Source organism: Psychrobacter sp. M17(2026), from assembly GCF_055699815.1.
This window is the reverse complement of record NZ_CM146741.1, coordinates 1872516-1897690: the sequence shown is the minus strand read 5'-3', so window position 1 is coordinate 1897690 and position 25175 is coordinate 1872516. Positions and strand designations below refer to the sequence as shown.

Sequence of the window (25175 nt, the reverse complement as noted above, 5' to 3'; positions counted from 1 at the left end):
CTTATAAAGCGCCGTAGTATAACAGTAACTGATGATTAATACAAAGTTTAAAAACAACAGTAATGAATTTTGGCAAATAAAGATTTTATCTACAAAAGGGAGTGCATAAAAAAGCAACGCCGAAGCGCTGCTGTTATTTTGTTGGAAATATTAATGCTTATCGAATAGCTTAAAGCTATTTAATTTTAGGTTGTTTAACCAATTGGTTACTATCGGCTTTGACGACTAAGGTCTTAGCCAGTTTATCATGCCAGCCGATATTTTCAGGGCTTTTTGAGGCCATGTAATAGTTGATCGCAACGACTAAAAAGCCCATAAAACTAGTAAAAGAAAATAATAGATTGTAAATGATAAATAATAATAGCGTACGAGTACCAATCAGCTTGATAAATGAAGGCAGACGATGAGTGCTTTGATCAACCACCCGAATACCTGTAATGAGCTTACCAAGAGACTGCCCACGTAGGGTAATAAATACCAGTTGCAGCGCAAATAGTCCAAATACGAGAACCTGTGACATCATCAGAGTGCCACTAGGCATACTTTCCATCAATGTCAAAGAGTACTGGTAAGCGGCATCCATATTTTGGATATCTTGAAACTTAGTATAATCGACATCCATCTTGGCTAAAGCCAACACCAAGGGAAAGATGGCTAATAGATACATCAGCGCATTAATCGCTGTCGCTAATATTCGCGACATAATAGGCGCAAGGATCACATCACCAATGACAACATCTTTTGCCGAAGCTGCTTTATTGGTTTTATTCAATGAAACGTTGTTGGGCGAATATTGACGATTGGTCGTCATATCAGCTTTAGTATTTTTAGCAGTAGACTTAGACTCAGGCTTACCATAGAGTCTATCGATAGACATCTTTTTGCCATCATTAGTCTTTGAGCCTTGAGGATTATTATCTTCAGGGAACACCGTGACATTGTTAATAATAGAATCATTGGTAACTGTTGAGTTAGATCCTGTATTAGCAGGGCGATAAGCGTATTGATTGGCGGTCAAATCGCCGATACGTTGCCATTTATCTAAACCCTCATGCCATACCAAATCATCAAGCATCACCTCACCTGAGGTCAACATGATATTGAGCTGATCTAAGGTATAAGGACCCGCTTGTACATTATTTCGAGCAAGAAAAATCTGCATAATAGCCTATATCTTTAGTGGTAGCTTACTTTGTTATATTAGGGCGTATTTACTATTCACAAGTAAACTGATTTCATAAGTAAACTGATTAACCGCTATCAGCGCCTACTTAATACAGTTTAGGGTTTGCTTGCCGATTCATCAAAGTGCAAGATGAGTGGCAAACAAACCCTAAATATAAAGCATGTAACTTATGGAGCGCTTATTTGACTTCTTCATCCGCTAAGAAGAACCAAGTATCGAGTACTGAATCAGGGTTCAGTGATACTGAGCTGATACCTTGCTCCATCAGCCAATAGGCAAGATCAGGATGATCTGATGGGCCTTGACCACAGATACCGACATACTTGTTGTGTTTACGGCAAGCTTCAATCGCCATAGTAAGTAGCTTTTTGACTGCAGGATCACGCTCATCAAATAGATGCGAGATAATACCTGAATCACGATCAAGACCTAAAGTCAGCTGAGTCAAATCATTAGAGCCGATAGAGAAGCCATCAAAGTATTCTAAGAACTCTTCTGCTAGTAGGCAGTTGGTTGGCAGCTCACACATCATGATAACGCGCAGACCGTTTTCGCCACGTTTGAGACCGTTTTTCTCAAGCAACTCGATAACTTGCGCCGCTTCACCGACAGTACGCACAAACGGAATCATAATCTCAACGTTAGTTAGACCCATCTCATCACGGACGCGTTTGAGGGCTTTACACTCAAGCTCAAAGCAGTCACGGAAATTGTCAGAGACATAACGGCTCGCACCACGGAAGCCCAGCATTGGGTTTTCTTCTGATGGCTCGTATAATTTACCACCCAAAAGGTTGGCATATTCGTTCGATTTAAAATCAGACATACGTACGATGACCGGTTGATCCATAAAGGCAACCGCTAGTGTTGAGATACCTTCAACCAATTTATCAACGTAGAAGTCAACAGGTGAAGCATAGCCTGCAATACGCTCATGAATAGCTTGTGCCACTTCACGCGGTAAGCTGTTCATATTGAGCAGTGCTTTTGGATGCACGCCAATCATGCGGTTGATGATAAACTCTAAACGGGCAAGGCCGATACCTTCGTTTGGCATTTGGGTAAAGGAGAAAGCACGATCAGGGTTACCGACGTTCATCATCACTTTGAATGCAAGCTCAGGCATAGACTCGATAGAGTTGGTCTGAATATCAAAATCAATTTGGCTCTCATAGATAAAGCCAGTATCACCCTCAGCACAAGAGACGGTTACATCTTGACCATCGACGAGCAATTCTGTGGCATTACCACAACCGACGATAGCAGGCACACCGAGCTCACGGGCGATAATAGCGGCATGACAGGTACGACCACCACGGTTAGTGATGATAGCTGAGGCACGCTTCATGACTGGCTCCCAATCTGGATCCGTCATGTCTGAAACTAGTACGTCGCCATCTTCTACTTTGTCCATCTCGCTAATATCATTGACGATACGCACTTTACCAGCACCGATACGTTGACCGATTGAGCGACCCTCGCATAGCACTTTAGCACCTTTAGTGTCGATGATATAACGCTCCATGACGTTGCTGTCCTGACGACTCTTAACCGTTTCAGGACGCGCTTGAACGATAAAGATTTCACCCGTGTCGCCGTCTTTTGCCCACTCAATATCCATCGCTTGACCATAATGTTTTTCGATGGTCATGGCTTGCTTGGCTAGTGAGTTTAGCTCTTCGGTCGATAGTGAGAACTGCATACGCTCTTGCTTTTCAACATCGACAATTTTGACTGATTTGGCAGTGCTGCCTTCATCGCCATAGATCATCTTTTTATGCTTGCTACCGATGTTACGACGAATAACCGCAGGCTTGCCATTTTCTAGTAATCTTTTAGATAAATAAAACTCATCAGGATTGACCGCACCTTGTACGACCATCTCACCTAGACCATAGCTTGAAGTAATGAATACCACTTGATCAAAGCCGCTTTCGGTATCTAGGGTGAACATAACGCCAGCTGCGCCCGTCTCTGAGCGTACCATACGCTGAATACCAGCAGACAACGCAACGCCTTCATGCTCAAAGCCTTTATGGACGCGATAAGAGATCGCGCGGTCATTATATAGCGATGAAAATACTTCTTTTATAGCAATCAGTACGTTATCAATACCGCGAATATTTAGATAAGTCTCTTGTTGACCGGCAAATGAGGCATCTGGCAGATCTTCAGCAGTAGCAGAAGAGCGTACCGCAACCGAAATATCCTCACCTTTGCTCATCTCTTCAAAAGATTGACGTACTTGCGCCTCAAGATCACTCGGCAAGTCTTGATCAATAATCCAACCGCGAATCTTTTTACCTGTCGCTGCTAGCTTATTAACATCATTAACATCTAAAGCTTTTAACTCGTCATTAATCTTATCAAGTAGACCCGTTTCGGTTAAAAAACGATTAAAAGCATCGGCGGTCGTTGCAAAGCCACCAGGGACACTAACGCCCAAATCTGATAGGTGACTGATCATCTCGCCAAGCGATGAATTCTTGCCACCAACCGTGTCAACATCGTTTTTACCTAGCTTATTAAGGTTGATTACAAGTGCTGAAGATTGCTCTGCCATGATAACTCCAAGAAATAAGGTTATTTAGTAAGGATTATAACGCGGAATTATACCCCTATATTGGTCAGATTTCGAGTGATAAAGTGAAAAAATGATTAAACTGACAAAAATTATCTGCTTTTTTTGACGGCTTATCATTTTACGATATGTTTTGTTGTCAAAATTATTGGTTTCAATGAGTAATAATCAATGACGATTGTCTACAATAGACTTTCATGTTTTAGCAGATTTAGTAACATTGATTTCTATTGGTTTGCTATTATGAGTATAATGTAAGCCATAATATTTAGGCTATAAGATCTAAGTTATAGTACCTAAGCAATAATAGTATTTAAGCAATAACAATATCTAAGCAATAGTATCTAAGCCTGCTTTGATAGGGGTATCAAAAAACGGCTCAATCACCGTAGTCGTCTAAAGGTTATTGTCCAAAGGCCATCATTGAGGTTCTGCAGTTATGTATTCTAATCAGACATCCGAACAGGATAAGCCCACTATTCAAAACCATCATGCGCTAAGCTTAGACAATTCACAAACGATAAGAAGTGCGTTTTTTATATCGGATGGTACGGCTATTACCGCTGAGACTCTTGGGCGCTCCATTTTGAGTCAATTTGCCTCCGTGCCTTTTGAGACGCGAGTGCTGCCGTATGTTGATAGCTTGGAGCGCGCTGAAGATGCGGTTGAGCAAATAAACATTGCCTATCAGCGTGACGGTCTGTTGCCGCTGGTGTTTGATACCATTGTCAATCCTGAGATTCGTGAAAAAGTCAATTCAGCTCACGGCTGCAACTTAGATATGTATGAAGGTCTGATCGGTCGTATTGCTGAAGAGATTGCCGTCGAGCCTGATGGTCACTCGGGTAACGCTCATGATAACGTCGACTCTGAGAACTACAAAGAGCGTATCGATGCAGTGCATTTTGCCCTAGACAACGATGATGGCGCGCGTACCCGTCATTATAGTATGGCTGACATAATCTTGATTGGTGTATCGCGTTCGGGCAAGACGCCAACTTCACTTTATTTAGCGCTGCAATTCGGTATTCGTGCGGCAAACTATCCGCTGACCGAAGATGACTTGTATGATAATCAGCTGCCAAAAGCGTTGCGTGAGCATAAAGACAAGCTGTTCGGTTTAGTGATTAACACGGATCGGTTGGTTAAGATACGTCAAGAGCGTCGTGCGGGTAGTCGCTATTCGAGCTATCAACAAGTGCAGCAAGAGCAGCGTGCTATACAAGGTATCTATATCTCACAAGGTATTCCAAGCCTTGATGTCTCAGAGATGTCCGTTGAAGAGATTGCCACACGTATATTACAAATGACAGGTCTAAAGCGCCGCATTGGTTAAACTGATTTTTATTTGTTATTGTCTTATTCACTATTAAAAGAATCCTAAGAGCTAAATGCTAAATAAACGGAAGAACAAAGAGGATACTATGGGAAGCAAACGTAAAGATGATGCCACTAATGATACTGGCAAAGAGTCGCAAACCGAAGTCTCAAATAAAGACAGTGGCAGCGCACCAACAACTGCGCCTGAGCAAACTCAAGCTATGAGTAAAGAAGAAAAAATTGAGCAAACACATGAGCAAGTTACTGACGATATCATGCACCATCCTGATTTAGTCAGTCCACTAGATGACAAGCGCGTCTACGTCAAATCAGGGTATGGTAAAGATGCTGAGCGCTTAAAAAAAGACGATCATGATTACACTTACGATGCAGTAATATTAGGGGCAGGGCCTGCTGGTGAAGCGGCAGCTATGAAGCTGACTAAATCAGGCAAAAAGGTTGCGGTCATTGACCCACGTGATCAAGTCGGTGGTAACTGTACTCATGTCGGTACCATACCGAGTAAATCCTTGCGTCAATCGGTATTTAACTTGATTAATTTCCGTCGTGATCCGATGTTTACCAAAACCTTGGATTACCACAGAGTACCGCTAAATAGGGTACTGGCTAATGCTCGTCAAGTTATTCGCCGTCAGGTTACTACGCATACGCGGTTTTATGAGCGTAATCAAGTCGATGTGATTCACGGCTGGGCAAGCTTCGTTGATGCGCATACGGTCAAGATTGAAACCGAAGAAAACGTCTTTGAGACTGTTACCTTTAACAAAGCTATCATTACGGTCGGTAGCCGCCCTTATCGCCCTGATCTACTAGACTTCGATCATCCACGCGTATTTGATTCAGATAAAATACTGCAAATGGATTATGTTATTCGTAAGATTATTATCTATGGTGCAGGCGTGATCGGCTCTGAGTATGCCTCAATCTTTACGGGTCTGGGCTGCAAAGTAGATTTAATTAATAATCAAACCCGATTATTAAATTATTTAGATAGTGAGATTAGCGACGCTCTTGCCCATGATTTTAGACAATTTGGTGTGGTTATTCGCAATAATGAAGAAATTGATCATTTAGAAACCCATGATGATTATGTTGTTTTGCATTTAAAGAGCGGTAAGAAGATAAAGGCCGATGCTATTTTGTGGTCTAATGGACGCTCGGGTAATACGGAAGGATTAAATGTAGAAGCCTTGGGTCTAACACCTAATAGCCGCGGACAGCTCAAAGTCGATGATACCTACCGTACTGAGGTGGATAATATCTACGCGGCAGGAGATGTGATTGGCTGGCCGTCGCTTGCCTCAGCCGCTTATGACCAAGGGCGCTGTGCTGCCGCCTTTATGGTCGGTGATAGTGACGCTGAGCCTGTCTCTAGTGTGCCGACGGGTATTTACACTATTCCTGAGATCTCAAGTATTGGTAAAACCGAGCAAGAGCTCACAGATGAGCAGATTCCTTATGAAGTCGGGCAGGCGTTCTTTAAAGACTTGGCGCGCGCGCAAATCATTGGCGAACGCACAGGTGTCCTCAAGATATTATTCCATCGTGAGACGCTACAGTTATTAGGCGTTCACTGCTATGGTAACCATGCCTCAGAGATTATCCATATCGGACAGGCGGTCATGAAGTGTGGTGCAACACTTGAATACTTCGTCAATACGACCTTTAACTATCCGACGATGGCAGAAGCTTATCGGGTAGCAGCACTTAACGGTCTTAATCGGGTGTTTTAAATTTGAAAAAGCTAACTTGATAATAATAAAAAAGCGTCTGTATGAACTACAGGCGCTTTTTTTGATTTTTTAAATATAGATATCACTGATAAATCTTTTTGTTATCATGCCAGCGAAAAGCCAATAACAGAATAAAATACAATGCCCACAATCCCACTAGTGCATAAAAGCCAGTAGCCACTTGGGCAACGCTTGCGCCCATTTGATTCATCTGTACTGACATATTTAACCCAGGTGTCGTTGGTACTAGCCAACGTATCACTTGCAGTACTTCGGGCAACTGATTGGCAGGCCATGGATAGCCGCTGATAAAAAATAAAGGCAGTGAGCTGAATATCAAAATCTGTAAACTACGCTCACGCTGACGAAACCATAAACCAAGCAGGCAGCCGAGCGTTGCCACCGTCGGACAGAACAGCGCCAAAAATAATAAACTGCCAAGCATATTCTCGCCGCGCGGGTAATGATGCAGCTCAAAAGCCCAGCCATAATAAAAGCAGCCAACAATGAAGCTCAAAGCGCTTAGCGCCATGATACGTCCAAGCCAGCCTCGTATACTAGTCGCGTGGCGACGCTGCTCATACCACGTGCCAATCAACATCGCTGCCGCCATTAATAAAGTCTGCTGCATAATCAAAATGGCTACTGCTGGCACCACATAAGCGCCATAGCCCTCAGTTTGATTATATAAAGGAATGATTTGTAGGGGCACAGCTTGGGTATTACTCGCAGCTGTTGCTAGATAAGCGCCTTGTGCTACATTCTTTTTGACCTCGATACCAGCCGATACCGTGCTTACTGCCTGTAAAAATCCTAATTGCACGTTTTTATTGAGAATAAAATAACCGCCATTACCTAAAACGCTGACGCTAGCGGCCTTACCTGATAGCACTTGCTGCTCAAGACCGCTTGGGATAATCATATAGCCGGCGATGTCATCAGTCCATATCGCTTGTTTGGCGGCTTGCTCATTGACAAAACGTTGAGTATCTAGCTGGGGGCTGGCACTCGCATAACGGACGATAGTACGAGATAGAGGGCTATTATCATTGTCGATGATACCGACTGGCACATGATTAACCGTCTCATTTGAATAGGGCCAAGGATAAAAAAAACCATAAATGACAGGCGCGATAAGCAGCATGAGCACCACACCGCTATCTGTAAAAATATCTTTAAACGTTTGCAAAAAGCTCGCCCAAAACGTTATCGGTGATGGCGTCGGTGCTAGTGATGATGTTGGCTTTGAGAGCTTTGTCGTCTTTTTGGTTTTGTTAGCCAATAACATCAGCGTGCTCCCCAACGTTCAGGATGTTTCAGGGCACGCTTCGTTAACAGCGCTGTAAATAGCATAGCAATCATAGTCGCCAACGCTAAACCATAGACGATAGGTAACGAAATGGCTGTTGGGGAATGCATTTGTAGTTGAGCAATATGAAGTTTGAGATAATGCGTTAATGGCAGAACATCTGACCAATGCTGAGCGCCTTCACTGATAGCAATATAAGGAAAAGTAACGCCAGCAAAAGCATAAGAGGGGGCGGAGATAAAGCCTGTCGCTGACAAGCCTGCGCGCAAGGAGAAAGACGCTAATGTAAAAATAGCGCCTAGCCAAAATGACAGTATCATCAATAATACTAAGCCAATATAAGTAGCCAGCAGCGAGCTTATAGCAATAGAGTCTTGCAAAGTGGCTAACCACAGCGCTAATGCGGCCCAAAGACTATAAGCGAGTGTCGGCCAACAATACTTACCTGCCAAGCCAAATAATAATACAGACAAGCTGCTTTTCTCCAGTGATATTATAGTAGTCGCTGCTTGCTTATCTTTTATTATATGTGCATTGAGCTTGTCATTTTCTATCAGCCTCAGATCATTACGTTTGTTATCAATAAAGCGATACCAACGACCTAAGCGTTTATCGCGTAGTTCACGGCCAATAGTCGTTGCGCCAATGACCATCGCTAAAATATGCAACAGCGCTGGAATAACCGTTGATGCCAAAAACTGCTGATAATTAGTCGTAGCATTAAACAGGCTAGTACGTTGGATACTAATTGGCGAGTAGGCAATGGCTGCTTGCGAGGGTGCCATGCCTTGTTTGATGAAACGCTGAATCTCGACCCCTGCCGATAGGGTGCCTGCTACGGATTGGACACTCTTTTGAATAATGCCCGAGTGCGTACCGTACTGAGCATTGACTTGTAAGACAATAGGCGCAGGTTTGCTAGATAAAATATTACGCGAAAAGTCTTCAGGAATGATAACCAAGGCATAGATATCGCGCTGCAAAATCGCATCTTTAGCCGCTGCTGGCGAGCTGTAGGAACTGGCGATAGTGATATCGGGACTAGCCTCTAAGTAGCGAGTTAAAGTATTAGACATCGGGCTATGATCTTGATCGATAACCCCAATAGGTAAGTCAGTAATTTGCGTCTGCGAAAATATCCACCAAATGAGCAGTACCGTTGCCAAAGGAATCCAGACGATCATCGCCAGATCCCATGGGTTTTTGGCCAAAAATCGCCGCTCATAGGCAGCACTGCGTACAAAAACTTCAGTTAAACGCGTCACTTATGGCTGACTCTGCTGGCTAGTGGACTGCTTAGTCGCTTGCGGATTTATGCGGACAACAACACTCATTCCCGAACGAATACGCGAGTCTGGTGTAGTCGGTCTTGCTTTTACCTCAAAGGTACGTACATCAAAGCCATCGTCGTTGTTGGTCGGACGCCACGTGGCAAAGTCAGACAAGGTAGAAGTGGCGTAGACGGTGAACTCTTTAGTATAAGGGCGCTCAGTAGAGGAGAGCGCAGGGATAGTACCTATAAACTGCTGACCGATAGCAAACTGGTTAAGATAAGTCTCAGTCACGTTTAAGACGGCCCATTGCTTACTAGTATCGACTACCGTTAATAGAGGGACACCTTGACCTATGACTTCACCAGGGCTGACGATGACATTATCAACAATACCGCCAATCGGACTTTTTAAGTTGGCTTCTTGTTTGGCAACCAAGGCTTCTTCTAGCTTGGCATCGACTTGTGCAACTTGCGCTGTCGCCGCTGATTTATCTTCACTGCGTGCCCCTTCCATTGCCAAATCATATTGCAGGCGCGCCGCTTCGGTTTGCGCTTTAGTCGCTTGATACTGAGCAAAAGACTCATCGCGCTTTTGCCTAGCCATCAACCCTTCCTCATAGAGACGATCGATACGCTCATAAGTATTGGCTGCCAAATCGGATGCCGCCTTATTGGCTTGCCAAGCGGCTTTGGCCTGCGCAATCTCTTGTGGTCGTGCACCGTTTTCCGCTTTATCCAGTTGGCTTTGGGCCATCTCCTTACCAGCACGAGCTTGATTAATCTTGGCATTAATCTCTGGCGAGTCCATCTCGATCAGCTGTTGGCCTATCTCGACACTATCGCCTTCAGTCACCAATATCTGTGCAATACGTCCAGGTACTTTTGCGCTAATAGAGGTCTGCTGCATCTGCATTTGACCTTGCAAAGTGATGCTTTCAGGTTCGCTATGCTGATTACTTTTAAACAGTCCGTAAGCGATAATGCTAAGTATGATTAATACTAATAGTGCAAGAAGCGCTTTTTTGATAAGTGCAGGCTTGGCGGTTTTGCTACGCTTATAAGTAGTGGTTACTGGCTCTGAACTATCAGTATTAGTATCACTAGGGTTAAAGTCTTGCTCGTTATGAGGAGTATCTAATGGGTCTAATTTTTTAGCATCATCAGAATTATTATGAGATTCAGACATAACAGCAAACTTCCTAAAGCAGTTGATAATAAAAGTTATTACAAAGTATTGATTTACTGTCCGACTGCTTAATTACACAGTTAACGAATTAGTTAAGAATAAACTCGAATAGCATCAGACTTATTGCCTTCGGTAACCTGAAAATTAAAGACTGCACCAAAGGCGACAATAAATGCCGAATAGTACAACCACAACATAATAACGACCGCAGCTGACAACGCACCAAACTCAGCACTATAATTATTAAAATTCTGCACATATACCGAAAAAAGAGCAGATAGTAGTATCCAGAGCACCGTTGCCAAAGCCGCTCCTGGCACTAGTTTTTTCAGGGGCATAGCAGCACGATTTGGTGCTACTCGATAAAGTCCTAGAAAGCCGATAAATATAATGCCAGCTAATAGAGGCCATCGGCTCCAAAGCGCAATAGTCTTTGCTATCTGTGGAAAAGGAAAATAGGCGGCTAATAACGGCACTAGGGCAATCGACGATAGCGCTATGATAAAGATAACTAAAGCTGCAAATGTCAAACCTAGAGCTCTAATAAGGCTCTGTATAAAGCCGCGCTCTTGGGTAATACCAAAGGAAATGTTGACCAGTTTAATCAAAGACTTGATACCCTTGGAGCCTGCATAAAGTGCCGCAGAGGTTGAGATAAGTAAGCTAAAAGTCAGGCGCGTATTAGTATTAGAGACCAGCTGACTTAAGCGAGCATCGAGCACTTCGTATACTGTAGTAGGGACAAAGGGTCGCAAAAATGAGATCTGCTCTTGCATCTGGTCAGGTGAGAAGGCAAGACCATATATCAATACGAATACCGCCATAACTGGGAAAATAGATAAAAAACCAAAAAATCCGACACTGGCGCAATGTGCCCAGATACTAGAGTTATTAGTGTTACGCCAAGTTGGTAATATAAGCGCTAGCCAACTAGGTATTTTAGCGGTACTTTTAGTCATAAGAGTAGTCTTATTCGAGTCATTGTTTAAAAAGTAAGTAGGCACTAAGTTAATGAGAAAGTGCCATTTAATAACAAGATAATAGCAAAATTTATTGAGCGAGCTCTAATGCTATTGTCGCAACTATTTGCTATTTATCGTAACTATTCGCTATATAAAGTTGGTAGGCGAATATCAGCCGCATTAAGATAAGCGTTGAAGGCTAGCGGCGTACCACAGCTTTGCATTAATGCCGCTAGCCCTTGCACGTAGTCATTTGCCGCTTGCGCTTGTTCAGTACGAGCTTTGAGAGATTGGGTTTGCGCCTGTACCAAATCGATAGTCGTATTGACACCTTCTTGTAGGCCTAACCGGCGCAGGCGCAATACTTCTGCTGCCAGATCAACGTTGCTTTGTAGCGCTTGATAGCGAGACTGCGCATTATTGACATCGTGCCAGTTTTTTTCAACAAGTAATAATAAATTGTCACTGACCTCAATCTCAGACAGATCAGCTTGGCGTATTTTGGCGTTACTCGAAGCCAAGGTCGCTTTTTTATCGAGCCCGCCCCAAAGCTTCCAACTGGCAGATATGCCCGCAATCCAGCTAGGGTCTTGCTCTAGCTGACCATAGCCGTATAACAGCACTGTCGGCTTATAGCCAGTATCAGATAACGCATGAAGCTGCTGAGCCTGCGCCCGTTTGGCTGCGACTTTTTGTAGGCCTGGATGATAGGTAAGCGCGAGCTCCTGAAAGTAACTGACATCAGGTAGCTGACGGCTGGAGACAAATAGTGGAGTCGTCGGTTTGATACGATACTCAGTGCGTAGCAGGCGCTGCAAAGCAATCATTGCCAGACGAGCGTCATTATTAGCATTAATCGACTCACTCTTAGCATCCGCGAGTGCAGATTGCGCCTCTAAGCGCTCCACTCGTGATATAAAACCTTCTTCAAACAAGCGCTTAGCCATGTGATCGGTCTGTTGCAACGTTTCATAGGCATCTTCACGTAAATAAGCAGCGATTATAGCCAATTGCGCTTTAAAATAGCGCTCAATCAAAGTGCTATAAAGCTCATTTTTATCCAACGTACCATCAGCTATTTCCTCTTGAGTACGCGCATTAGAGATGCCAGTCAATGCTTTGGTACGTCCAGCCGTATAGATAGGCCAAGCGACTCCAATTCCAGCGCTAGTAGTAGAGCCTGAGCGCTTAAAGTTATAGGAATCAGGAATACGATCACCTACCAATTCACCAAAGTTAGGTAGATCTGGAATGCCTGGGATAGAAGGAATGACTGTGTCGACGCTATTATTGACTTCATTGACCACCCCATTTCTAAGCGAGGACAAATCCACATCAGCATCTAAATTGTAGGTGCTAGCTGAAACTCGGGCAAATACAAAAGGTCTATCGATAGTGCTGAGCGCCTCAGTTTGATAATTGCTGGCAGCAACAGCGGCTTCATTGGCAGCAAGCTTTGGCGATACTTGCAGCAAGATAGCTTGCGCTTGCTCAAGGCTCAAAAAGCTAGAGACTTCTAAGGGATAGCTGTTTTCGATATATTTATGGGTGACGGGATCAAGTAAGGTTGTCAGAGTACTGTCAGGTTCAAAGTCTGCTTCTGTCTTTGATGTGATATCTGCTGTATTTGGCATGGTAGCAGGCGAGCCATTATTGATAGTACTCATACTATCAGTGCTCATACTATCTATGGCAGAATTGTCTATACGAGAATCATCCATCCGAGCATCAATGATTTGAGTGGTCGCCACTGGCGATACCATGTCTTGCACGCTATTATCATAGCCATTAGCGTTGACACTACTATCAAAAAGCTCAGAATGACTTGCTAATGAATGGTTTGAGACAGCAGCTAGCATAGTCATACTTATAGCAGTAGAAACAAAAGATAAAGCAGATTTCATAGTTAAGCCGGTGTTTGAGCTGATAATTAAGCTGATAATAAAAAACAATGTCATCGATAACGGTGCGCACACTGTAGAGCGTCAATCATGACTGGTCAAGGCTAAGTATTCTCTAGTCCATCGTTGAGTAAAATGATGGATTGTGTTAGCTCAATAATTTGAGCATTAATAATAGCATTATTCATAAGTGAGTGATAAAAATTTGTTAGGGGCTAAAGTCTAGGATTTGCTACAGTAGACAATGTGATGGGTGTGCTTTTTTTTATAAGTTAAAAGTCTATATTTAATAAGCTGTATCCAACAAGCGCTATCGATAAGCATAAATCAGCAGGATTAAGGAGTAGGTAATGGCAGGATATATTTTGGCGCTAGATCAAGGCACTACTTCGAGCAGGGCGATTTTATACGATGATCAAGCGCGACCTATCAAAATAGTGCAAAAGCCTACTAGCCTGCAAACCCCAAAAGCCGATTATGTCGAGCAGGATGCGCAGCAGATATGGCAAACGCAGATCAGCTGCGCTCATGATGTCATTAACCAAGCAGGTTTGCTCGCGACTGATGTGACAGGCATCGCCATTACTAATCAGCGCGAATCTATCGTTATTTGGGATAAGAAAACAGGTAAGGCGGTTGCGCCAGCGATTATCTGGCAGGATAGACGTACCGCTCAGTATTGCCAAAGCTTAGCCAAGAGAGAAGCGGACAAGCGATTTGAGTCTGATGGCAATGATAGCTTAGCGCAGCAAGTACAGCGTATAACGGGTCTGCGACTTGATCCTTATTTTAGCGCCAGTAAGATCGCTTGGCTACTTGATAACACTCCTAATCTAAGGGCGCGTGCGAGCAGACATGAGCTGGCGGTGGGTACTATCGATAGCTGGCTGATTCATCAGCTAACTGGCGGTGAGCATGTCATCGATGTCACCAATGCTTCGCGAACGCTATTGTATGACATACATAAGCTGGCTTGGTCGGATGAACTATGCGACCTTTTTAATATTCCTATGACCTTATTACCCAAAGTACTACCCTCAGATGGTGAGTTTGGTAAAACTAAAAAAGGACTATTTGCTAAGCAAATTCCTATTCATGCCGTACTTGGCGATCAGCAAGCGGCGCTATTTGGACAAGGCTGCTTGGATGCAGGTATGGCAAAAAATACTTATGGCACAGGCTGTTTCATGCTGATGAATATCGGACAAATGCCCAAAATTAGTGAACATCAATTATTAACGACTATCGCTTGGCAACGCAAAACGCCTGTGAGTCAAAATGATAATCTATTTCTTAATCAAATCATGCAATCGAGCAAGCGCCTATTACAAGTGCCAAACGCCAGTACCAATGCTAGGACTAGTAGTGCTGAGCATCAAGTTACTTATGCTCTCGAAGGTAGCGTATTTATGGCAGGGGCTATCGTACAATGGCTACGCGATAACTTAGGGATGATCAAGCAAAGCTGTGATATCGAAACGCTAGCACGGCAAGTGAATAGTAGCGAAGAGGTGGTCGTGCTACCTGCGTTTACAGGACTTGGTGCCCCTTATTGGCGTTCAGATATTAGCGCGAGCATAAGCGGCATGACCCGCGGTACAACCAAAGCTCATATCGCTCGAGCAGCTCTTGAGTCTATTGCTTATCAGACCTACGATGTTCTGATTGCTATGCAAAAAGATAGTCCTCATCCATTGACAGAGTTGAGGGTTGATGGCGGGGCGGCTAATAACGACTTATTGATGCAGTTTCAGGCGGATTTATTGGGCGTGCCTGTATTAAGACCCAAAGATACTGAAATCACTGCCAAAGGTGCAGCGCTACTAGCAGGTCTTAAGATGGGACTATATGATGACTCAACTATGCAAGACTCATGGCAGATAGAGCGAAGCTTTGAGCCAACTATGTCAGGTGAGCGCCGTGAGCAGCACCTTGATAAGTGGCAACAAGTTATCGCCAAAGCCTTGTTGCTTTAATAGCCTTGTTGCTTCAATGGAATCATTATTTCAATAGTTTTGTTGCTTTAATAATTTTATCCAACGACCGATTCTTTTTATCAAAGGCTGGGTATAGGCGTATGCGCAGTTACTGTATTTCATTGCTCATTATCAATAACAGTTATTAATATACATGCTGTAACTCAAGGTCATCGCGATGATGACATAGCTTACATATTACGCATAGCTGTCAGGGTAGACATGTTTATATACTTTACGAGTAAATAGATAACAGGTGAACGAACAGTTTAGGTTATTTTAATAATTAACTAATAATCAAAAGGATATAATAATGAGTAACAGAGATATTGAAAACGAAACCTTAGTGAGTACAGATGGTTATATCATTAATACTGATAATCCTCATCCTTCTACACATGTTAGTGATCAGTTAGCGAGCACAGATGGTTACATTGTCACTGATGATGATCTTGGGGTTGGCGATAGAGAGCGTATCATTGATGATAATGCTCGTAGAATGGCTGATCCTGAAGTGGTTGATAGAAAGGTTGTTACTAATGACCCGAGTAATATTGATCGTAGTGAAGTTAAGCACATGTCAAAAGAAACTAAGCATGATCTTAATGCCGATATTATTACTGGTGAGCCAGGCTCACACCCAGTAGGAACAGCTATTGGTGGTGTTGGTGGTGCTGTAGCTGGTGCCGCTATTGGTTCTATGGCAGGTCCACTAGGTACGTTGATTGGTGGTGCTATCGGTGCCATCGCTGGTGGTGGTGCAGGTCATGCTTCAGCTGAAGCTATCGACCCTACACATGAAGAAGCTTATTGGCGTGCAGAAGCTGTTAATACTGATTACCACAAAGAAGGCTATGATTTTGACCGTGATATGCATCCTGCCTATGCAGTAGGCTATGCCAATCGTGGACGCTATCCTGCCGATGCACGTTTTGAAGATCATGAAGCAGACCTAAAACGCTCATGGGAAGAAGTAAAAGGTGAGTCACGTATGGAGTGGAACGAAGCACGTATGGCATCACGTGATGCTTGGAACCGTATCAAGTAACCACTTATAGCGTGAAATAACGCGTTTACAATGACTTAGATTTGTTAAAAGCTTCCGAAAATAGTTTCGGGAGCTTTTTTTTGCTGTATATTAAACATATTCTGAACATGATTTCATACTAAAATAAACAATAGTTCATAATAAACGAAAATTATTTCTGAACCTTAAGCACAAGGTTTGTTATTATAGCGAGTTTTGATAACTTGCTAATCTACGGATTATTATTACAAATAATCCGTCTACAACAACACAATAGGTCAACAACGAATACTTATTTCGAAAGACTGTCGTTATTGAGTGCACCTGTTAAAGTATTATAAGAATAATAATTAGCCAAAATAGGTAAAATATGGCTCAGCACAATACGCAAAATAATCATAAACAGTTTTATATTGCTACAGCAAATTTGCTCAATTTTGCCAATCCTAAGCGTATTTATTATGATAATGCTCCAGCTTATGATGAGCAAAGCTATCAGCGTAAGGTAGCAGGGATTACTGATCTGCTTTCAAAAGCCAATGCTGACATTATAGCGGTACAAGAGGTGTGGGATAGCAATGCATTAGAGGCAGTTGCTACGGGTTTGGGCTTTACCCCTGACCAAGTTATTGTTCCATTAGCCAGTAACGATAGTTATAGTCGCTATACGCAGGGAAGAGGTGCACAAGGTACTCCTGCAGTAGGCATTATTAGCCGATTCAAGCCATTGGAGCAGCAGTTATTGCAGGACGTGGTTAGCGAGGCTGTGATAGATATCCCTGATATTGGACCTTATCGCGAATTCAAGCGGCCACCATTATTACTGCGAGTTGATGCCTATGGTCAGCCTATGACGATTATCACCGCACATTTAAAGAGTAAGCGGGCGTTTTTCTTACGCGATAAAGAGGGCAACCTACTAGAGGATATGGACGATCCAAATATTAGAGTCCGTGCCAAACTGCGTAGTCTTTGTATGCGTGCCAGTGAGGCGGCGTCAATTAGGATGACAATTATCGAGCGCCTGCGCCGTACTCGTGAGCCCCTTATATTGTTAGGTGATATGAATGATGTGACAGGAAGCGTGACTACTCAGTTGATGGCAGAGACAGGCGAGGTTAATTATGATAAAAGTATGCGCGATGTCGCACTGTTCGATGCGGCACGTATTCAGGCTCGCTATGGTTGGATGAAAGATGTGGCTTATACTCATATCTATCAAGGTATTCCCGAGGTTATCGATCAGCTATTCGTCTCAGAAGAGTTTTTGCCCGATAGTAAATTTGCTATAGGTCATGTTGAGCGAGTGGATTATTTTAATGATCATCTAAAATGGGACTATGAAGACAGAGTTATCGACCATGGCATTGTCAGAGCAAAAATACGCTTGAGCGATTGATCATAAGTTTGATAAATCGATACATTACATTGACTATACTTGCTCCTTGCTTGCTGATGTACAAGCAGTTATAACGTCGAAAATCAAATAGGATGATTATCATATTGATAGTTACCCTTATTATTAATACGCCAATTGAGTACTAATAATCGTTGATAGATTCGTAATTTATAATAGAGCACACACAAAGAAAGGGTTTATGATGAGTGACTACAAAACAGACGATAAAATCGAAGATGTACTAGTAGATTCGGAGCTGGCCAAAAAGCTGGTGCCAAACAAGTTTAAATTTACTAGTCAGCAGGGCCGTATACGCCGCCAAAAACTATTAATGGGTGCCAAAAAGCTTAGTGAGACTCATCCTATTAATGATATTACTTTAGCAGCAGTGTGTGAAGAAGCGGGTATCCCTCGTGCCTCTGCTTATCACTTTTTCCCAAATATCGAAGCGATATTTTTAGCGTTACGTTTTTTGAACGCTATTGAGATATTAGAAGTATTGCAGACTGTCGAAAATGGCGATTACGATAGATGGCAGGGATATTTAACCGCCCTGATTGAGCGCTGTGTGCACATATTCCATGATGATGAAACCAAAGCTAAGCTAATATATGATACTAATACGCCTGATTTTGAAGGGGACAGCTTCGGTGAAGATATGGATCATCAGATCGTCAAGTTAGTTTATGAGCGCTTATCTGAACGCTACGAGATGCCCAAATTCGATGATATTCAAGATACTTTGCTGATTACCCATAGCATTATTAACGGTATCTTTACCTTGTCTTATCGTCGTCATGGCAGTATCACGGATAACTATGTACAAGAGGCAAACACTGCTTCTATCGCTTATTTGCGTTGCTATATGCCAGAGAAGCTCCCGCGCAAAAGTCGTTAATAGTTCTATTTAAAGCATAAAAAAGCCGACATTACGTCGGCTTTTTTATGCTTTAAATATTGATATCTTATATAGCAGAGGGAAAGCGATAGCTACGACAACTATCATCATTAGAATCAACAAGAGCGTATTGCTTATAATAGCTATTAGTGAGCCTCTCAAGCGCTACGTTAGTCTCTGAGTCGTGAGCATTGACATAAGCTTCGCGTGCCTGCTCAAGCCAGCGATCCGCCATCCGAAAGTGAGAGACTGATTGACGAGCGCCGTGCTCGCAGTGATCGGCCGCTGCCCATACTAGTGCTACTTCACTAAAGGCCAGCTCTCTTGGCGCCTGCTCCATACCATCCTTGTCTTTTAGCGCTGTCAATACAGCCCAAAGATCAGGACGCATTAGCGCTGAGCTATCAGGAATATCTGGGCTTAGATCAAGCGTTTGCAGGTTAGAGTTTTTTAATGCCTGTAAGATAATATCAGCAGATTGTAGCGCATGATTGCCAGCAGCTGTATGGCTTTTTATACTATTCTCATGGGTGGCATAATTTAGCCAAGCTTGTGCTTTGTAAGCTAAGTACTGCTGGCGAGCCGCTTGAGGTTTGGTTAAAGTACTCAATACAGCCTCATCTTGAAAACGTTCAAGCTCAGCCAGCTTACACTCGATATTCGCGCGATTTGCGCTTTGATGCAGTCTTGATTTTAGGGCTGAGGGGTCCGATAGATTTGTAGTAGTACAGCCAGTAGCTGATTGAGCAAAGGCATCCACTTTATAAGTGTCTACATCTGCTGCCCCAGCACTAGATACTGCGCCCATCAAAAGCAGCGCCGCCAAAGTACGAGCAGCTGATGATAAATAAGGACGACACACTTGGGGTAGCGCGATTGTAGCATTAGACATAGGACAGACCTTAATAGTATAAGGGTAAATTAGTATAGCGGTAAATATAGGCTTTAATAGGGGCTTATAGTACCGCTAACTGCTACAAGTAGCTTTGATAAATACAGCTTTGACAAATACAGCTTTGATAAATACAACTATAATAAACTATAGCGTAGAGATATTGTTTAAGCGCTTATCTTTACGCGGATCATCACGTTTGAATAGCTCTTCATCAAACTTAAAGCGTAATCTAAAATAAGCCCCTTGTTGCGTAGTGTCTTCATAAGCGATATCTTCATCTTCAAAGCCCATAAAGTTATAACCTAACGACAACCAAAGATTAGTCATCGGGCTATAGCCGACCTCAGCACCAAGCATATAGGACATATCATCAGCTTGAGCATTCCAATAAGTACCTGCTTGTAAGCCAATATCCCAGCGCTCGCTAACATCATAAAGTCCGCGACCATAAAGAGCATGAGCCGTATTATCGCTACTGATGTTGTCAGCGTCAAACTGAGTATACTTACCTGCGTAACGACCAGAGAGTGTCAATGGACGAGTAGGATGGTAGTTACCACTTAAAGACCAGATGATCGCATCTTTTTGATAAGCATCATTGCCTGTCTGGTTATCATCCAAACGATACTCAAGCTTGGCTAGCATGTCTAACTGATTGCTATCATAGTCACGATAAGCGCCTCCAAGCTGGAAACGATTAACGGTACGGTGACCATCATCATAATTAACTTTTGAATAGATATCTTTGGCGAGTAGAGTAATCTCATCAGTATAACGATAAGCAATACCAGCGCTACCTAATAAAGTATCACTGGTATCACCCCAACGATTTTCAAAGCGCGCAGAGGCTTTGTAGTTCTCATTAGCCAAGTATTCGACACCGATACCGGCTGCAGTAGCTGTACTATCGTCATCGCCTTCTAAGGATTCAACACGCTCAAATAAGGTGTTTATCGTTAGGCCATCTTGTACATACCATTTGTTCTTAAGGCCAATAGCCGCCTCAGCTTCACGAGCACTGATAGCGTCACGCATCCGATATTCGCTATAGACTTTGCCATCCTTCATATAAGTGGCATCAAAACCAAAGACCGTACGTTGACGCTCCTCAGTATCATCAAGACCATAGCTACCTGATAAGCTATTAATCAAATCATGACGCGCATAAAGACGACCTAACTTACCTAGTGGCGTCTCACCACCGATTGAGGTTGCATTACGATCGCTATTGTCGATATCCTGCTCATATTCTGCAAAGACTAAGGAGTTATTGAGCTTAGGCAGACGAGCGGTGATACGCGCGCGTGCCGTAGTGCCTTCGATGTCTTTATCAGCAGTGCTAACACCGTTGAGTGCAGACTGATTGATAATGTCATCATTAAAGATAGTGTCATCAGTGACATCAACGACATCAGTAGCGCCTTGAATATTACGCGAGGCTGCTGTTGAATCTTGCTTATAATAACGCAAGCCTACTTCACCGACTATGTTAGTACTTAAGCGCTGCTCGATACTAGCAAGCACCCCTTGGCGACTGGCCTCAGTAGTACTGTCTTTAGTGCTCACGCCCTCAAGTTTGAGCGCGGTATTTTTATCGTTAATAAGGTGAGTAAGTTTGATTCCAGACTCTGTGCGTCCAGCAGTTAAGGGTGAAGCACCAGTAACAAACCCTTCTTCTGCATCATTATAATAAGCCTTGGCAAGCGTATTGTTTTTATTGTCATAGTCAAGCTCGATACGTAACGCATCACCCTTAGCATCTTGATCGGTTAGCAAAGCGGCATTAATCTGATTGCTGGCTTGATAATTAGGGTTTTGTGCTTTATTCATCGCATATTCAGCAACGAGTTTTAGATTGTTATTGAATTTAACGACAGTATTCACGCTGGCAAGCTCCTCATTATTGAGCGGATCATCGCTCTTAACATAGCTGCCACCAATAGCGACTTTTTCGCTCAATTGCTGCTTAGCTGCCACGCCGCCGACCCAATATTTCTCGCCACCTGTGTCCACTTCTACAGTGACTCGAATATAGATAGGGTTGCCACTGAGGTCTTGGCTTGCGATAGGTGATTTTAAGAATAAACTACGACTAATAGGATCAATCTCATAATCAGCGAAACGCGTTAGAACCTCACGATTGATGATCAATCCAGGGTTGTTCGCATCACGAGTGATCACCTCGATAGTCTCAGAATTCTCTAGTACCGCATCGAAGTTCTCAGCTAGTGGATAAGGGCCTGAGATACCTAGACCGCGAGTCTCATTGACACGCTGACTGCTGCTAGTTTCTGCAAGAAAAGCAGTAACGCGAGTATTGTCATCTTCGAATTGAGCTTTAGCACCCGTTAATGTACGGTTGTACAGACCAAGCTTGATACCGTCATCACCGTCGATTTGCGTCTTTAGATCGCCGTACATAGCAAATGAGCGACCCTTGTCAACGCGTACATACAGCTTGCTAGTTGATTGCGCATCAAAGCCTTTAGCTGATGAATCACCATAGACAGGGTAGTACTCGCCAGGTTCGATATCACGGAACAGGCGCTCGCCTTTATTGTCACTATCATAAGCTAAAGTCAGTAGATAATCACCGCGAACTTTACCTTTTAGGAACATCGCCGCACGACCGGTAGCTGAGTAATCATCGTTACCCGCAAACTCATGCAGCTCTTTTTCAAACGCGCCCTGCGCATCAGTGATCTGACCACCATCAAAGTCTTTTAGTGAGATAGCGCCTTCAACGATACCGACGGCAATGAGTGGGCGTAGCTTTGAGGTGAACTGCAGTGGAATAACTTGTTTGCTATTGCCTGTGTTGATGATCATCTCGCCACGACCTGGTACGCTTGGCGCTACGACTGGTATTAACAGCTCGCCACCATTAACCGTAACTTGGACACCAGCGTCATCTTTACTGCTATCTTCGAGATTAACACGACCAATATTAGTATCGATAGTGATCGGCGTTGCACCTACAAAGGGGCGACCATCACGATCTTTTAGACTAATGACGACTTGGTATTCACTGATCCCATCGGCTTGTATCAATTGCTTTTGAGTACGATAATTGATGGCTTGCAAGCTATCAGGTGTCAAGACTTCGATAGTTTGCTCAGAGATAACCTTACCATTGATATCAGTGGCCACGCCGCGCAGGGTATTAGATCCACGTTTTAGGTCGACTGCATAATAATCAAAGGCAGTAACGTTCTGGTTTTCTTGCTCAGCCGTTTTACCTATTTGCTGCTCTGATACCGCTTTGCCATTGGCATAAAGGGTAAAGATAGAGCCTAAGGGCGCTTGTACTTGTACCATCTGCTTATAAGTGCTTAGCTGTTGACCCGCCGTTAGATTAATAAAGCTAACATCGTTACTAGCGACATCTTTTAGATATTCTTCAAGCAGTTTTGGTTGCGGCTGAGTGACGGTAGTGACCTCCATATCTATGCGATCCGCAGAGTTGACCATATCATTGACAATGGCCGAGTCACAACCAATACCGAGGTCTAAATCACCATTAATATTACAGCCACTGGCATCGACATTGTCCTCATAGTCACGACTATAATCAGGGTCTAAGGTAAGTTCCGTTTTGACCGCTTGCTCGAGAGTATCGTTCTTGGCACTAATAGTTTTGCTACGGGTAACCAGCTCTTTGTTTAGGCGCTCAGTACTGTCACCCATACCACCGACGATAGCGAAGTCAGCACGATGCAATTCACCGTACTTTAGGTCGACAAAACGGCTGCCTGCATCGCCTGCATTGCGGTTACTTTGGATGACGAGTTCAGTAGCGTTTGGAATAGTGGTACGATCCACTTTTAGCACGTGGGTTTTGGCACTGATACCATAAAAGTTATATTTACCTTCAGGATCGGTGACGACAAAGTTACCGTTTTCCATGTAGATACGTACACCCGCAACGCCAAGCTCGCCATCTTCTTTTTGCTGGATGCCATCGCGGTTTATATCATGATATACCTTACCGATGATGATGCCGTCAGTATTCATCACACCGCGCTCAACTTCAATCTTCCACTGTGCCTCTCTTGAGATTAAGGTTAACCCTTGCTCGTCACGCGCGTTGGCAGTAGCACGGTTGATACCGTCGCCACCTAGCGCTGATGCTCCTAACAATACTCGGTAAGTAATGCTCTTAGTTTCGCCCACTGCCATATCGCCTAGGCCTAATACTTGATATTTGCCTTCAGCTTTGAACTCAGTAGTTTGTGGTTGATTGATATCGACAGTAGTAGTCGGGGTAATACGCACACTACCTTCAACATAGTCAAAGCCACGGGGCAGCGCGTCTTTTAATTCGACATCATAAGCGGTAGATCGACCGTTATTAGTGATATCGATACTGTAGCTGACATAATCACCAAGCTCAGCGGTTTTTACCTCACTTTCTTTGGTCACTAATAGGCTGGGCGCTTCGTTGATAATATTGATAGCGCTGTTAATATTTTCAGTAATATCGACGCGATTGCCATCGTTATCAATACAAGCATCCAAACTCACCGTTAGATTGTCGCCTTCCAACGTTTGAACAATCTTGTCATTAATCGCATTGGCATTGTTCTCTGTCAGTACCTTTACCTGATACTTACCCGTATTATTACCCGTTTCAACAGCTTTTAATGAGTAAGTATCACCAGTTCCCGTTGATGGCTGGGATGATTTGACAGTGACCCAAACTTCGTCAGTTTTATCGGCTCTAAAGTTACACTGAGCATAATTAGCTTGGACATAAATATCTGCACCAACTTGTGAGGTGCTCTTATTACCATCAAACTTAAAAGTCGTGAAGTTGATACTAGGTTCAACGATTACTAAGCCATCAGTGGCGGTTGCTGCCGATACTGAGGGATCCTCTAAAACAACAGCACCTAGTCGAATATCAGCGGTATCGCCTTCGCTTGCATTACGATCGGTTAAAGCTTGCACAATCAGCTGAATGCTCTCACTTTGTCCTAAAGTAATTTGTGCCTTTAAATCTTTAAATTCAACCAATTGGTCGCCAGCATCGACGATACCATTGTTATTTAGGTCACGATAGACCATCAGGTTAGACAAAGTCGTTGGGGCAGCTAAGCTGAGCTCAATAGTCTGATCGTTATAGCTTGTGTTACTTAAAACGTTGATCCAGCTGGCAGTCGCTCCAGGCGATACCGTCTGTCTAAGCGGTTTGGATAAGGTAATACCATATTCAGGTAGCGCAGAAGATTTGACGCGTACCTTGTTAGAAGTGGATTCTAAGGTAACCTTGGTTTCACCATTAACGTTATAACTGGCCTGTGCGGTGTTATCAATCACGCTTAACAGGTCGGTCGCTGCTAATGCAGAATTTGATTGCATAATCAGTATAGCTGCAGTCAAAGCCGATAGCTTAGCCGCTTTTGTAGTCAGACGAGTAGACTGAGAAATACAGTAAAGTGTCATAATACGTGATTATCCAATCAAATCTAAAGGGTAAGAAAGTGGTCTTTGTTGATGATCTTATAA

General features: G+C 43.4%; 15 protein-coding genes. 6 read left to right on the top strand and 9 right to left on the bottom strand.

Annotated elements, in window-relative coordinates; genetic code table 11:
- Positions 1-175: 175 nt before the first annotated feature.
- Positions 176-1162: an RDD family protein gene (locus ACR63T_RS07970; RefSeq protein ID WP_472783636.1), complete on the bottom strand. Its 987-nt coding sequence runs from the start codon at positions 1160-1162 to the stop codon at positions 176-178.
- Between the two features lie 202 nt (positions 1163-1364).
- Positions 1365-3749: a phosphoenolpyruvate synthase gene (ppsA, locus tag ACR63T_RS07965; RefSeq protein WP_472783635.1), complete on the bottom strand. Its 2385-nt coding sequence runs from the start codon at positions 3747-3749 to the stop codon at positions 1365-1367.
- A gap of 457 nt (positions 3750-4206) precedes the next feature.
- Here ppsA and ppsR point away from each other — a divergent pair, with 457 nt between their 5' ends.
- Complete coding sequence (ppsR, locus tag ACR63T_RS07960) at positions 4207-5103, top strand: posphoenolpyruvate synthetase regulatory kinase/phosphorylase PpsR (RefSeq protein WP_227680210.1); 897 nt, start codon at positions 4207-4209, stop codon at positions 5101-5103.
- A gap of 88 nt (positions 5104-5191) precedes the next feature.
- The gene (sthA, locus tag ACR63T_RS07955; protein WP_227680209.1) at positions 5192-6841 is read left to right on the top strand and encodes a Si-specific NAD(P)(+) transhydrogenase; all 1650 of its coding nucleotides are present in this window, start codon (positions 5192-5194) and stop codon (positions 6839-6841) included.
- A gap of 82 nt (positions 6842-6923) precedes the next feature.
- On the opposite strand, the gene ACR63T_RS07950 is transcribed toward sthA, so the two are convergent.
- The 5 genes from ACR63T_RS07950 to ACR63T_RS07930 all read right to left on the bottom strand — a co-directional run bounded on the left by ACR63T_RS07950 (position 6924) and on the right by ACR63T_RS07930 (position 13475).
- Positions 6924-8129 (bottom strand): ABC transporter permease, encoded by a 1206-nt coding sequence (locus ACR63T_RS07950; protein ID WP_472783634.1) that lies wholly within the window; start codon positions 8127-8129, stop codon positions 6924-6926.
- Positions 8129-9415, bottom strand: a complete 1287-nt coding sequence (locus tag ACR63T_RS07945; RefSeq protein ID WP_472783633.1) for an ABC transporter permease — start codon at positions 9413-9415, stop codon at positions 8129-8131. Before ACR63T_RS07945 ends, ACR63T_RS07950 begins: the two co-directional genes overlap by 1 nt.
- Complete coding sequence (locus ACR63T_RS07940) at positions 9416-10609, bottom strand: HlyD family secretion protein (protein WP_472783632.1); 1194 nt, start codon at positions 10607-10609, stop codon at positions 9416-9418.
- A gap of 92 nt (positions 10610-10701) precedes the next feature.
- A complete protein-coding gene (locus tag ACR63T_RS07935; protein WP_472783631.1) occupies positions 10702-11568 on the bottom strand; it encodes a YihY/virulence factor BrkB family protein in 867 nt (288 codons plus the stop codon).
- A gap of 143 nt (positions 11569-11711) precedes the next feature.
- Positions 11712-13475: a TolC family protein gene (locus tag ACR63T_RS07930; protein WP_472783630.1), complete on the bottom strand. Its 1764-nt coding sequence runs from the start codon at positions 13473-13475 to the stop codon at positions 11712-11714.
- A gap of 347 nt (positions 13476-13822) precedes the next feature.
- Here ACR63T_RS07930 and glpK point away from each other — a divergent pair, with 347 nt between their 5' ends.
- The 4 genes from glpK (at position 13823) to ACR63T_RS07910 (ending at position 18772) form a co-directional block, all read left to right on the top strand.
- The gene (gene glpK, locus ACR63T_RS07925) at positions 13823-15448 is read left to right on the top strand and encodes a glycerol kinase GlpK (protein WP_472783629.1); all 1626 of its coding nucleotides are present in this window, start codon (positions 13823-13825) and stop codon (positions 15446-15448) included.
- Between the two features lie 499 nt (positions 15449-15947).
- Positions 15948-16496 carry a hypothetical protein gene (locus ACR63T_RS07920; protein WP_305900305.1) on the top strand — a complete coding sequence of 183 codons (549 nt, stop codon included), beginning with the start codon at positions 15948-15950 and terminating at the stop codon, positions 16494-16496.
- A 349-nt stretch (positions 16497-16845) separates the two neighbouring features.
- Positions 16846-17874, top strand: coding sequence for an endonuclease/exonuclease/phosphatase family protein (locus ACR63T_RS07915; protein WP_201569232.1), 1029 nt, complete (start codon positions 16846-16848; stop codon positions 17872-17874).
- A gap of 202 nt (positions 17875-18076) precedes the next feature.
- Positions 18077-18772, top strand: coding sequence for a TetR/AcrR family transcriptional regulator (locus ACR63T_RS07910; RefSeq protein ID WP_201569230.1), 696 nt, complete (start codon positions 18077-18079; stop codon positions 18770-18772).
- A 67-nt stretch (positions 18773-18839) separates the two neighbouring features.
- On the opposite strand, the gene ACR63T_RS07905 is transcribed toward ACR63T_RS07910, so the two are convergent.
- Positions 18840-19664: a hypothetical protein gene (locus tag ACR63T_RS07905; RefSeq protein ID WP_472783628.1), complete on the bottom strand. Its 825-nt coding sequence runs from the start codon at positions 19662-19664 to the stop codon at positions 18840-18842.
- 147 nt (positions 19665-19811) lie between these two features.
- Positions 19812-25112: a hypothetical protein gene (locus ACR63T_RS07900; RefSeq protein WP_472783627.1), complete on the bottom strand. Its 5301-nt coding sequence runs from the start codon at positions 25110-25112 to the stop codon at positions 19812-19814.
- Positions 25113-25175: the final 63 nt, after the last annotated feature.